The sequence below is a fragment of the Streptomyces kurssanovii genome (genome assembly GCF_040677245.1).
Lineage (GTDB): Bacteria > Actinomycetota > Actinomycetes > Streptomycetales > Streptomycetaceae > Streptomyces > Streptomyces kurssanovii.
Map to the genome: position 1 here is coordinate 274,223 of NZ_JBFAQK010000001.1, position 12,539 is coordinate 286,761.

Here is a 12,539-nt window from a genome sequence, read left to right on the forward strand (position 1 = left end):
TTTCGCCGGGCCGGACGGGTCTACGCGGGATCGAGGCCGTGGCTGCGCAGCCACGGCAGCGGGTCTATGGCCGCGCCGCCGCCGGGACGGACCTCGAAGTGGAGGTGCGGTCCGGTGGAGTTGCCCGAGTTGCCCGAGTAGGCGATGACGTCACCGGCCTTGACGTAGCCGCTGCGGATCTTGGTGCTGCTCAGGTGGCAGTACCAGGTCTCCGTGCCGTCGGCCGCGGTCACGATGGCCATGTTGCCGTAGGCGCTGTTCCACTGGGTACGGACGGTGCCGTCCGTCGCGGCCATGACCTCGGTGCCGTACTGGACGGGGAAGTCGATGCCGCTGTGCAGGGACATCCAGTTGACGCCGGACTGGCCGTAGTACGCGCTGAGTCCGTCCTGCTTCACCGGCAGTACGAACTTGGGGCGGAGCGCCTCGCGGCGGGCCGCCTCTTCCTCGCGCTTCTTCTTCTCCGCCGCCTGGCGCGCCTTGAGGTCGATGCGTTCCTGGGTGCGGGAGGCCCGGTCGCCGAAGTCACGGGCGTCGGCGCTGAGCGCGGCGAGCTGCGTGTCCATGGCGTTGTTGGCGGCGACCGGCTGCACCGAGGCGGGGTCGGTGGCGGCCACGTTGCTCTTGTCGTCCTTCGTCCCGCTCTCGCTGCCGAGGCCGCTGACGGACGCGGCGGCGATACCGGCGACGCCCATGACACAGGCGGAGGGAACGGCGACGGTGAGGAGCGCCGATCGCTTGGCGGGGGTGCGACGGCGGCCGCGGCTGCCGCCGGAGCGGCGGACCGGGCGGGAGGAGACGGGTGCGGCGGTCACGGCCGGCACGGCGGTCATGGTTCGGGTCAGCGCGTCGTGGTCCGGAACGTCGTCGCTCTGCGGTGCGTCGTCCGGCTCGGCGTCGGTTTCAGCGCCGTACTCCGACTCGTAGCCGTTTGCAGCGTCCGTCTGGGCGGCCTCGGGCTCGGCGTCCTGCTGGGCCTCGAAGGTGTAGCCGTAAGCATCGCCTGCTTCGTACCCCGGGCCGGTCTCGTACGCTTCGCCCGTCTCGTGCGCTTCGCCGGTCTCGTACGCCGGGACCGGGTCGTATGCGTCGCCCGTCCCGTACGCGCCGTAGTTCTCGTACGTCTCGTACTCGGCCTGCGGGGTGAACTCCTGCTCCGGCACGAACTGTTGCGGGACGAGCCCTTCGGGCGTCGCCGTCGCGGAGTTCCAGGCCGTGGCGTCGTAGGTACCGCTGTCGAAGGTGCCGGGCGCCCACTGGCCGGTCGCGTCGTAGGCGAAGGCCGCGGCGGCCGTCTCGTACTGGCCGGTGCCGCCCGCCTCGTTCCAGGCGCTCGCGTCCCACTGGCCGGTGGTGTCGTACTGCGCGTACTGCTGCTGCTCGTACTGCGCGTCGTACTGGGGCTGTTGGGTCTGCTGGGCCGTCGCATAGGCGTCGTGCCCGGTGCTTCCGTCGCCGCCGGCGTTCCACTGGGACGAGTCGTACTGGCCGCTGTGGCCCGCTTCGTAACTGCCCGGCAGGGCGCCGAAGAGCGGGTCGGAGTCGAAGCTGCCGGTGGCGTACCCGCCGTACCCGGCGTTGGTGTGCTGGTCGTTCACCAACTTCTCTCTCGCCTCGACAGCAGGACCTGTTTCCGGGGCCACCTGTTTGCACGGGGGGTCCCAGGGGGAAGCAGTGGCGCGACTGTACCCGGCGGTACGCGACGGCGACAATCTTCGGCGGCATCTACGCAATCAGGAAACGGGCATTCAGTCGCGTTTCGGCGGCCCGAGGGCAGAGCTTTGGCCCTACGTTCGAGAAGTGTTCGATGAATCGGTCTCGAAGGGTCACCTCAAGCGACGGACGCGGTCCCCGAAGAAGAGCCCGCTTCCGACACGCCCGACTCGAGAGCCTCGCGGATGCCCTCGGCGACGGCGGGGTGAACAGGCAGTGCGAGATGGCCGATTCCGCTCACCTGCACGTTCTGTACGAGAAGGTCCGGATGGTCGATGCGGGCCGTCTCGACCGGCGACATGATCCGGTCCAGATCGCTCCAGAAGCTGACGAACCGGGTGCGGCAGCCGGGTGCGGGCATGCGCAGCTCCTCGATCACCGGCGAACCCGGCCGCATCTGCCGCACGATCGGGTGGGCGCTCGCGAGCGGGGCGACGGTCGTGCCCGAGTGCGGTGTGCCGAGCGTGACGAGGGTACGGACGCGGCGGTCGCCGCCCAGACGCTGGACGTAGTAGCGGGCGATCAGGCCGCCGAGGCTGTGCCCGACGATGTCGATCTCGGGGTGGCCGGTGCGGGCGCAGATCTCCTCGACATGGCGGCCGAGCAGATCGGCCGCGGCGCGGACGTCGCAGGTGAGCGGCGAGTAGTTGAGGCACTCGACATGGTGCGAGCCCTGCCGGGCGAGGGCGCGGCGGAGCAGTACGAACACCGAACGGTTGTCGACGAAGCCGTGGAGCAGGACGGTGGGGACGGCGTCCGGCGCACCCGGCAGGCGGTGGGTGGCCCCGGCGGCTGCCGGGGCGCCGTCATCGAATCCCGCGCGGGGGCGCGGGCGGGGACGGCGCTCCGGAGTGAGACCGGTCGGATAGAGGATCAGATGCCCGGCCAGGATCGCCAGCTCCAGAACGGTGGCGCGCAGCAGCGCGGCGGGCCACTTCACCGGCATGGTCATGGGAAAGGGAGGCAGGATCCTCATGACGGCCTCCTCCCGTACGGCACGGCGGGGGCGGCTCTGCCCCGCGTGCCCTCATGGGAAGCGCGCTCGGGACCGGCGCGGTCGACTGCCCGCGCCGTCGGTGTCGCACCACCGTGCCGTGCGGCTGTCGGCACGGTGATGCGACGACCCGTTGTGGACCTGCGGCGGCTCCCCGTGCGACCGTGCCCGCAGGGGCCGCGCGTGGGTGGCGCGCGAAGCCTGAAGCCGGTACGACGCTCGGCGAAAAATGTCCTACGTGTGATTTCCCCCTCCCGGCGCACCGCGAAACGGCCGCTTGCGGGATGCTGGAGATAACGTTCGTTCACTCTTCGCGCGCCCTCATGGGCGGCGGGGACCCAGGAGGCAGTGATGGGTGTGACTGGTCCGATCCGCGTGGTGGTGGCCAAGCCGGGTCTCGACGGCCACGACCGCGGGGCCAAAGTGATCGCGCGGGCGCTGCGCGACGCCGGTATGGAGGTCATCTACACCGGGCTCCACCAGACACCGGAGCAGATCGTCGACACGGCTATCCAGGAGGACGCCGACGCGATCGGCCTGTCGATCCTCTCCGGAGCGCACAACACGCTCTTCGCGAAGGTCATCGCGCTCCTCAAGGAGCGCGAGGCGGAAGACATCAAGGTGTTCGGCGGCGGGATCATCCCGGAGGCGGACATCGCGCCGCTGAAGGAGCAGGGCGTCGCGGAGATCTTCACGCCCGGCGCGACGACGGCGTCGATCGTGGAGTGGGTCAACGCGAACGTCCGGGCGACCGCGGAGGCGTAGGCCGCGTGCGCGGCCTCGGTCCGTTGTTTCAACGCGCCCGGGCCGCACCGCTGCGTGGCGGGGTCGCGCCGTGACGTTGCCGGCGCGGCGCGGACCTCGGGGGTGTTCATCTCTCGGGGCGCGCCGGTACGCCCGAACCGTGACCGTGACCGTGACCGCGACCGGGCCCCGCACCGCGACCGCCCCGCACCCGCACCGGGCCCGCCAGTGGCACCGCGCGCACGACCGCACTGTGCACCGCTTCCCGCCCTCGCGCCACGCCCGCGTGGGCACCGCCGGCACCGCGCCCCCGCACGCCCCGCGTCACGCACCCGCAGCGCCTGGCCGGCGGGATCGGGTGCCTGGCGGGCGCGGTGCCTGGCGGGCGGGCGGCACCTGGGCCGGGCGCCGCGGCTGCGGTTCGTCCTTGGGTCGCGCGGACATGGTGGGGTATTCGCCTCCCCTCCAGCAGCGCCCAGGCATCACATCGCTTTGGGGCGGTTCCGGCGTTCCGGCAGCTGCCCGCTCCTCGCACCGCTCTCGGGCGACCGTCGGTCCGGCAGGTCGGCGCTCCGGCAGCGGCCCGAGCGTCGCACCGCCCTCGGGCCGAAGGCCGGCCCGGACGCCTGCGGGGCGGGCCGGTCCCTGGCGGGCCGCCCGGCGGGTCAGGCGGCGGGGGCGGGTCAGGCGGCGGTGAGTTCCTCGTGCATCGCCGCCCGCAGGCGCAGCGTCGAGACCAGGCGCTGGAACGCCTCGGACCAGTAGCCGCCCGCGCCCGGTGACGCGTCCTCCTGTTCGTCCGGTGTGGCCGTGAGGACCTCAAGACGGTCCGCCTCTTCCGGCGACAGGCAGCGTTCCGCGAGGCCCATCACGCCGCTGAAGCTCCACGGGTAACTGCCCGCCTCCCGCGCGATGTCGAGCGCGTCGACGACCGCCCGGCCCAGCGGCGCCGCCCACGGAACCGTGCACACACCGAGCAGCTGGAACGCCTCCGACAGACCGTGCGCCGCGATGAACTCGGCCACCCACGCGGCCCGTTCGTCGTCGGGGAGGGCCGCGAGGAGCTTCGACCGCTCGGCCGGCGACGTCGTCCCCGGACCGGTCGACGGCGGCGCGGCGGGTGTGCCGAGCAGGGCGCGCGACCAGTCGGCGTCGTGCTGCCGTACCGCTGCCCGGCACCATGCCGCGTGCAGTTCGTCCGCCCAGCCGTCGGACACCGGCAGCGCGACGATCTCGCGCACCGAGCGCCCGCCCAGCCGTTCCGGCCAGACCGACAGCGGGGCGGCCTCCACCAGCTGACCGAGCCACCAGGACCGTTCGCCGCGGCCCGACGGCGGCGCCGGGACGATGCCGTCACGCTGCATGTCCGCGTCGCATTCGTGCGGCGCCTCCACGACGATCATCGCTTCGGCGGCGCCGCTGCGGTCCATGGCGACGCAGGACGCGGCGCGTGCGGCCATGCGGCCGGCGAGCGCGGATTGCGGCAGGGCGGAGAGGAGTTCCGCGGCCGTGGAGCGGACGTTGCGGCTACGGTCGGACAACGCCTGCTCCAGGAAAGGCTCGTCCGCGTCGGACAGTCCCGCCCGCAGGGAGTCGAGGAACATCAGCCGGTCCTCCGCCCGCTCGGTGGCCCATGTCGAGGCGAGCAGCTCCAGCGCGGCGCCGGCGTCGTGGGCGCGCAGACCTGCGAGCAGCGCGACGCGTTCGGCGAACAGCCCTTCCTCCCACAGCTTCCGCACGGCATCCGTGTCCTCCATGTCCGGCAGCGTGGAGCCGGCGGACCCGCCGCGCAGTGCGAACTTCCACTCGGGGTTGAGCCGGGCGAGCCACAGCCCGCGCGGTCCGGCGAAGGTCAGCGCTTGCGGGCGCAGGTCGGTCCGGGCACGGGCGGCGTCGAGCAGCGCGGGCAGCACGGACGCCGGTGCCCGGTAGCCGTGTTCGTTGGCGGCGGCGAGCCATTGGGGGAGCAGTTCGGTGAGGTCCGGGGCGGTGCCGCGCCTGCCCCCGGAGCCCGAGGGTCCGGAACGGTCGGCCAGCAGCTGGACGAGCCGTCGCCGCGCGGGCGGCGGCAGGGCACGGCGCCCGTCGTGCGGGGCCGGCTCCGGCAGCGTGCCGCCCGCCGCGGGAGGGGCGGGACGCAGCCCGGCCCGGCGCCGCAGGGTGTGCAGGGCGGCCGCGTCGAGCAGGGCGACGGGCGCGTCCTTCCCGGCGGGTGTCGTACCGGCCGGCGGTGTCCGGCGGTCGGTGCCGAGCAGGGCCGAGGTGACGAGCTCTTCCCACGGTGACGCGTTGGCGGTGGTGGTCATGAGGTCTCCCTACGTTCAGATCAGCGGGACCGTCTCGGACATGTCCTCCGGCCAGGCCGTCAGCGGCACGAAGCCCCGGTGGCCGGACTCGCCGAACACGGTGACCGGCCGGCCGCCGGCGAGGGCCACGAGCTTCCACAGGCCCGGGCGGGTGACCGCCGCGGCCGCGACCGGCAGCGCCGCGCCGCCGTCGGCGTCGACGAGCTGCCATCCCGTCCCGTCCGGCACGGGTATGACGCCGGTGAGCGTGACCGGCCAGGAATCCAGCCACGGGTCGTCGCGCAGGGCCTGACCGTACGCGTCGGCCGCCGAGGCGCACGGCCCGCCGGGAGGCGGTGCCTCGATGGCGACGGGCGGGCCGAACTGCGTGCCGAGCTCCGCCCTCGGCCGGCCCGCGCCGTACGGGGTGACCTCGGCGTCGATCATCAGCCCTACCGGCAGGGCGAGTTGCGGAGCCCGGCCGGCCGCGCCGAAGGAGAGCAGCAGCGCTGTCCGCCCCGACGCACGCCCGTGCAGCCAGACGCGGCGAGTGGTGAGCTTGCCGTCGGCCGAGTCGTACTGGGCGAGGACCAGCCACCGGTCCCGGACCGCGGGGCCTTCCGCGGCCGACGACAGGCCGACCCTGCCCCGGACGGTGGCGGCCAGCGGCTCCGGAAGCCGCTCGCGCCCCAGCCAGGCGGAGTCCAGCAGATGGATGAGGGAGCACTCCTCCAGCAGCCGCACCGGCCAGCCGGGCCCGGAGCCCGGGATCGCGCCGAGCTCCCTGACGCGCGCGGCGAGCCCCGGGGCCTGGGCGTCGACCATGCGTGCGGCGGTCTCCTCCCACAGCCCGTATCCGGACCGTTCGGTGGCCGCGAGGCCGCCGCGCAGCAGGTCGGCGAGCCGCTGTTCCAGTTCCGTGGCGCCCGCGGTGATCCGCTCCGCCCTTCGTTCCGCGCGCCGCCTGGCCGCTTCCGGGTCGGCGCTCTTCGCGGCGCCGGAGCCGGCGCCCGGCTGTTCCTCGGCAGCCGCGCGGCTCCGGCGACCCGACAGCCATTCCTCCGCCCACTCCGGCACCTGGGAGTGCGGCACGGTCTGCTCGTCGCACGCCCAGAGCAGCAGCAGGCCCAGGGCGTGCTTGCACGGGAACTTCCGGCTCGGGCAACTGCACTTGTACGCCGGTCCCGTGGTGTCCACGACCGTCTGGTACGGCTTGCTGCCGCTGCCCTTGCACAGGCCCCACACGGCCCCGGACGAGTCGCAGCCCGCCCCCGACCAGGGGCCGGCCGCGCCGAGCTTGCTTCCCGCCTTACGTGATGCGTTGTCAGGAGCCAGCGACAGCACCTGCTCCGCGGCCCAGCGCGCCACCTCTTGATCCATGGAGGCAGGGGCCGTTCCCCCGTTTGAAAGCAGCATGGGAACGACGCTAAGGGGGACCACTGACAATCGCCCCGACCTGCGAATCCGCCCATGCCGACAGGGTGTTGACGCGCCGTTGCCTTGATACTTTTGACACAGTGTCGAATCGGATGATCCGGGGGGATCCAGCATGAAGCGCTCCATCCGTACGGCGGTACGCGCCGTCACAGCCGCCGGTGTCGTGGCCGGTCTGGCCTTCGGTCTCACCGCCTGTTCCGAGGCGGTCGACCAGGTCGACAAGGTGGTCGACGAGAAGTACGAGGTGACGTACGAGGTCACGGGCAAGAACGTCGACTCGATCCAGTACCACGGCGGTGGCGGCGAGGCGATGAACCCGAAGATCGAGACAGTGGACAGGCCCACCCTGCCGTGGACGAAGACGGTCACGCTGCGCGGCATCATGCCCGCCGCGGTGATGCCGGTCGCGGCCGACCTCACCGGCACCGAGGTCACGTGCAGGATCACGCACAAGGGCAAGGTGCTGAAGGAGGAGACGGGCGAGGGTCTCGCCACCGCGGGAGGCTGCATCGCGGAGTCCCCGGTCGGCGGCTGACTCCCTTTCCCCACACCGGTCTTCGGCCTCTGACCTGCGGTCATGCCGAGGCCGGCTCGATTGTCAGTGGCATGGTGCACGGTGGATCCCACATCGGGTCGAACGATCTGGAGGGGGATCCATGACCGTGTCAGAAACCGTTGCCAAGGCGGGGAACGAAGCCCTGCGGCCGCACGCGGAGGACGCTTTCGCCGACGAGCTGAAGGCGCTGGCCGCAGCCGACGACCGGCCGCGGCCGGTGAACTGGCGGCTGTCGCCCTGGGCCGTCGCCACCTATCTGCTCGGCGGCACGCTCCCCGACGGCACGGTGATCACGCCGAAGTACGTGGGGCCCCGCCGGATCGTCGAGGTGGCCGTCACCACGCTCGCCACCGACCGTGCTCTGCTGCTCCTCGGCGTGCCGGGCACCGCGAAGACCTGGGTGTCGGAGCATCTGGCCGCCGCCGTCAGCGGCGACTCCACCCTCCTTGTACAGGGCACCGCGGGCACGCCGGAGGAAGCGATCCGCTACGGCTGGAACTACGCCCAGCTACTGGCGCACGGCCCCAGCCGGGACGCGCTGGTGCCCAGCCCCGTCATGCGCGCCATGTCCGAGGGCATGACCGCCCGCGTCGAGGAACTCACCCGCATCCCGGCCGATGTGCAGGACACGCTGATCACCATCCTTTCCGAGAAGACGCTGCCCGTCCCGGAGCTGGGTCAGGAGGTGCAGGCCGTCCGCGGCTTCAACCTCATCGCCACCGCCAACGACCGTGACCGCGGGGTCAACGACCTGTCCAGCGCCTTGCGCCGGCGTTTCAACACCGTCGTGCTGCCACTGCCCCTGACGCCGGAGGCGGAGGTCGACATCGTGTCGCGGCGCGTCGATCAGATCGGGCGTTCGCTCGACCTGCCGGCCGCGCCCGAGGGGCTGGAGGAGATCCGGCGGGTGGTCACGGTCTTCCGCGAGCTGCGTGACGGGGTGTCCACCGACGGCCGCACGAAGATCAAGTCCCCGTCCGGGACGCTGTCGACGGCCGAGGCGATCTCCGTCGTCACCGGCGGCCTCGCCCTGGCGGCGCACTTCGGTGACGGCGTGCTGCGGCCGGCGGACGTGGCGGCGGGCATCCTCGGCGCGGTCGTGCGGGACCCGGCGGCCGACCGGGTCGTCTGGCAGGAGTATCTGGAGACGGTGGTGCGCGAGCGGGACGGCTGGAAGGACTTCTACCGCGCCTGCCGCGAGGTGAGCGCATGACCCCGCTCCTGCTCGGGGTCCGCCACCACGGGCCCGGCTCTGCCCGGGCGGTGCGGGCCGCGCTGGAGGCGGCCGCCCCCGCGGCCGTACTGATCGAAGGCCCGCCGGAGGGCGACGCGCTGCTCCCGCTGGCAGCCGACGAGCAGATGCGTCCGCCCGTCGCCCTGCTCGCGCACGCCGCGGACGATCCGGGCAGGGCCGCGTTCTGGCCGCTGGCCGAGTTCTCCCCCGAGTGGGTGGCGATCCGGTGGGCGCTGGCCAACGGCGCGGCGGTGCGCTTCATCGACCTGCCCGCGGCGCATTCGCTCGCGCTGGCAGGAGAGGCCGGGCCAGGACCGGAGGACGCCTCGGCGGAGACGCCGGACGTGCGGGTCGACCCGATCGCGGTCCTCGCCGGAGCCGCCGGGTACGACGACCCGGAGCGCTGGTGGGAGGACGTCGTCGAGCTCAGGGGCGCCCGCCCGGCGCCGGGCAGCGCGTCGGCGGACGGCGCCGCCGGCGAGCCCGACCCGTTCGCGCCGTTCGCCGCCCTGGCGGAGGCGATGACGGCCCTGCGGGAGACGTACGGCCACGGCGGTCACGACCGCGACCTCGTGCGTGAGGCCTTCATGAGGCTCCAGCTCCGCGCCGCGAAGAAGGAGTTCGGGGACGAGGGCGTCGCCGTCGTCTGCGGCGCCTGGCACGTGCCGGCGCTCATGACCGCGACGACGGTCGCCGCTGACAAGGCCGTCCTCAAGGGGCTGCCCAAGGTCAGGACGGACATGACGTGGGTGCCCTGGACCCACCGCAGGCTGGCGCGCCGCTCCGGCTACGGGGCGGGCATCGACTCGCCCGGCTGGTACGGCCACCTCTTCGGCGCTCCGGACCGGCCCGTGGAGCGGTGGATGACGAAGGTGGCCCGGCTGTTCCGGGACGAGGACCGGATGGTCTCGTCCGCCCATGTCATCGAGGCCGTCCGGCTCGCCGAGACCCTGGCCGTGATGCGGGGCAGGCCGCTCGCCGGGTTGACCGAGACCGTCGACGCCGTCCGGGCCGTGATGTGCGACGGGTCGGACGTACCGCTCGATCTCGTCAGGGACCGGCTCATCGTGGGGGACGTCCTCGGTGAGGTGCCCGACACGGCGCCCGCCGTACCGCTCCAGCGCGATCTGGCCCGGCAGCAGCGCAGTCTGCGGCTCAAGCCGGAGGCCCTCGAGCGCGAACTGGACCTGGATCTGCGCAAGGACACCGATGCCGCCAAGAGCCGGCTGCTTCACCGGCTGCGGCTGCTCGCGGTCGGCTGGGGCGAGCCGGCCACGGGACGGGGAAGCACCGGCACGTTCCGGGAGAGCTGGCGGCTGCGCTGGGAGCCCGAGCTGTCCGTGAAGATCGCGGAGGCCGGGGTCTGGGGCACCACGGTGCTCTCCGCCGCCACGGCGAAGGCCGAGGCGCAGGCAGGCTCCGCGACGGCGCTCGCCGAGGTGACCGCCCTCGCGGAGCAGTGCCTCTTGGCCGAACTGCCCGACGCGCTGCCCGTGGTGATGAAGGCACTGGCCGACCGGGCCGCCCTCGACGCCGACGTCAGCCATCTCGCGCAGGCGCTGCCCGCGCTGGCCCGTTCCCTGCGGTACGGCGATGTGCGTGCCACGGACACGGCGGCCCTCGGCGAAGTCGCCGCCGGGCTCGCCGAGCGGATCTGCGTCGGCCTGCCGCCCGCGTGCGCCGGGCTCGACGCGGACGGTGCGGACGAGATGCGCGGCCACCTCGACGGTGTGCACGCGGCTGTCGGCCTGCTGCCGGACGCCGAAGGCATCGGGGAGCGCTGGCGGTCCGTGCTGCGCAAGCTGTCCGGGCGTGACTCCGTCCCCGGGGTGATACGCGGCCGGGCGGCCCGCCTGCTGCTGGACGAGGGGCACCTCGAAGAGGACGAGGCCGCACGCCTGATGGCACTCGCGCTCTCCCCGGGCACCGAGCCGGCCGCGGCGGCCGCCTGGATCGAGGGCTTCGTCGGAGGCGCGTCCGGGGGAGGGCTGCTGCTCGTCCACGACGAACGCCTGCTGGGGCTGGTCGACTCGTGGCTGACCGGAGTGTCCGCGGAAGCGTTCACCGACGTGCTGCCGCTGCTGCGCCGCACCTTCTCGGCCTACGAACCGGGCGTCCGCCGCACGCTGGGCGAGCTCGTCCGGCGCGGCGGGGGGACGGCGGCCGCGCAGACGCGGACGGACGCGGGGATCCCCGGCTTCGGGTCCGGCCTCGACACCGCCCGCGCGGACGCGGTGCTTCCCGTGCTGGGGCTCCTCCTCGGCATCGACGACAACGAGCTGAACGACCTGGCGGGAGTGGCCGGATGACTGCGAGCGTGAACGACGAGCGGCTGCGGCGCTGGCGGCTGGTGCTCGGCGGAGAGTCGGGTGCCGACGGCACGGGCCGCACCCTCACCGGTACCGACGCGGCGATGGACGGCGCGCTCACCTCTCTCTACGGCAGATCCGCCGGCGGTGCGAACGGGAGCCGCGGCAGCGGCCGTTCGGCCGGTCTGGGGGCGTCCGCGCCGTCCGTCGCCCGCTGGCTGGGTGACATCCGTACGTACTTCCCGAGTTCCGTCGTCCAGGTCATGCAGCGTGACGCGATAGACCGGCTCGGACTCTCGGCGCTGCTGCTCGAGCCGGAGATGCTGGAGGCGGTCGAGGCCGACGTGCATCTCGTCGGCACCCTGCTCTCGCTCAACAAGGCGATGCCGGAGACGACGAAGGAGACGGCCAGGGCGGTCGTGCGCAAGGTCGTCGAGGAACTGGAGAAGAAGCTCGCCACCCGCACCAGGTCCACCCTGACCGGCGCGCTCGACCGCTCGGCGCGGATCAACCGGCCGCGCCACCGGGACATCGACTGGGACCGCACCATCCGGGCGAACCTCAAGAACTACCTGCCGGAGTTCAACACGGTGGTCCCCGAGCGGCTCATCGGCTACGGCCGGGCGTCCCAGGCGGTGAAGAAGGAGGTCGTGCTCTGCATCGACCAGTCCGGCTCGATGGCCGCGTCCGTGGTCTACGCGTCGGTCTTCGGCGCGGTGCTGGCCTCGATGCGCTCCATCGCCACCCGGCTCGTCGTCTTCGACACCGCCGTCGTCGATCTGACCGACCAGCTCGACGACCCCGTGGACGTCCTGTTCGGCACCCAGCTCGGCGGCGGCACGGACATCAACAGGGCGCTGGCGTACTGCCAGACGCAGATCACCCGCCCCGCCGACACCGTCGTCGTCCTGATCAGCGACCTCTACGAGGGCGGCATCCGCGACGAGATGCTCAAGCGGGTCGCGGCGATGAAGGCGTCCGGAGTGCAGTTCGTCACTCTGCTGGCGCTCTCCGACGAGGGCGCCCCGGCCTACGACCGTGAGCACGCGGCGGCCCTCGCGGCCCTCGGGGCACCGGCGTTCGCCTGTACGCCGGACCTTTTCCCGGACGTCATGGCGGCGGCCATCGAGAAACGCCCCCTGCCCATACCGGACATGGCTGCCCATCAGTAACAGGACATGACATGGTGACCCATCGGTAACAGGGGACTTGCGTCGCCCGGGGAGCTTCGTGCGAGCATCGTCGCGATCCCGGCTGACGCCGACCG

General features: G+C 73.0%; 9 protein-coding genes. 5 read left to right on the forward strand and 4 right to left on the reverse strand.

Going from position 1 to position 12,539, the window contains the following annotated elements:
- Positions 1-20: 20 nt before the first annotated feature.
- Both AB0K36_RS01335 and AB0K36_RS01340 read right to left on the reverse strand, forming a co-directional pair.
- On the reverse strand, positions 21-1,598 hold the full coding sequence (locus tag AB0K36_RS01335; protein WP_364586634.1) for a M23 family metallopeptidase: 1,578 nt from the start codon (positions 1,596-1,598) through the stop codon (positions 21-23).
- Positions 1,599-1,831: 233 nt separating this feature from the next.
- The gene (locus AB0K36_RS01340; protein WP_364586637.1) at positions 1,832-2,689 is read right to left on the reverse strand and encodes an esterase/lipase family protein; all 858 of its coding nucleotides are present in this window, start codon (positions 2,687-2,689) and stop codon (positions 1,832-1,834) included.
- Positions 2,690-3,058: 369 nt separating this feature from the next.
- On the opposite strand from AB0K36_RS01340, the gene icmB reads away from it, so the two are divergent.
- The gene (gene icmB / locus AB0K36_RS01345; protein WP_364586640.1) at positions 3,059-3,472 is read left to right on the forward strand and encodes a coenzyme B12-dependent isobutyryl CoA mutase small subunit; all 414 of its coding nucleotides are present in this window, start codon (positions 3,059-3,061) and stop codon (positions 3,470-3,472) included.
- 662 nt (positions 3,473-4,134) lie between these two features.
- Here the strand turns inward: icmB and AB0K36_RS01350 are convergent.
- Both AB0K36_RS01350 and AB0K36_RS01355 read right to left on the reverse strand, forming a co-directional pair.
- Entirely contained in the window at positions 4,135-5,757 is a 1,623-nt protein-coding gene (locus tag AB0K36_RS01350) for a DUF5691 domain-containing protein (RefSeq protein WP_364586643.1), read from the reverse strand.
- A 15-nt stretch (positions 5,758-5,772) separates the two neighbouring features.
- A complete protein-coding gene (locus AB0K36_RS01355; RefSeq protein WP_364586646.1) occupies positions 5,773-7,152 on the reverse strand; it encodes an SWIM zinc finger family protein in 1,380 nt (459 codons plus the stop codon).
- Between the two features lie 133 nt (positions 7,153-7,285).
- Here AB0K36_RS01355 and AB0K36_RS01360 point away from each other — a divergent pair, with 133 nt between their 5' ends.
- The 4 genes from AB0K36_RS01360 to AB0K36_RS01375 all read left to right on the forward strand — a co-directional run bounded on the left by AB0K36_RS01360 (position 7,286) and on the right by AB0K36_RS01375 (position 12,444).
- Positions 7,286-7,708 (forward strand): MmpS family transport accessory protein, encoded by a 423-nt coding sequence (locus AB0K36_RS01360; RefSeq protein ID WP_364586649.1) that lies wholly within the window; start codon positions 7,286-7,288, stop codon positions 7,706-7,708.
- A 121-nt stretch (positions 7,709-7,829) separates the two neighbouring features.
- Positions 7,830-8,942, forward strand: a complete 1,113-nt coding sequence (locus AB0K36_RS01365; RefSeq protein WP_364586652.1) for an ATP-binding protein — start codon at positions 7,830-7,832, stop codon at positions 8,940-8,942.
- Positions 8,939-11,272: a DUF5682 family protein gene (locus AB0K36_RS01370; protein WP_364586655.1), complete on the forward strand. Its 2,334-nt coding sequence runs from the start codon at positions 8,939-8,941 to the stop codon at positions 11,270-11,272. The genes AB0K36_RS01365 and AB0K36_RS01370 overlap by 4 nt, the downstream gene beginning before the upstream one ends.
- Positions 11,269-12,444 (forward strand): VWA domain-containing protein, encoded by a 1,176-nt coding sequence (locus tag AB0K36_RS01375; RefSeq protein ID WP_364586658.1) that lies wholly within the window; start codon positions 11,269-11,271, stop codon positions 12,442-12,444. The genes AB0K36_RS01370 and AB0K36_RS01375 overlap by 4 nt, the downstream gene beginning before the upstream one ends.
- The last annotated feature ends 95 nt before the right edge of the window (positions 12,445-12,539 follow it).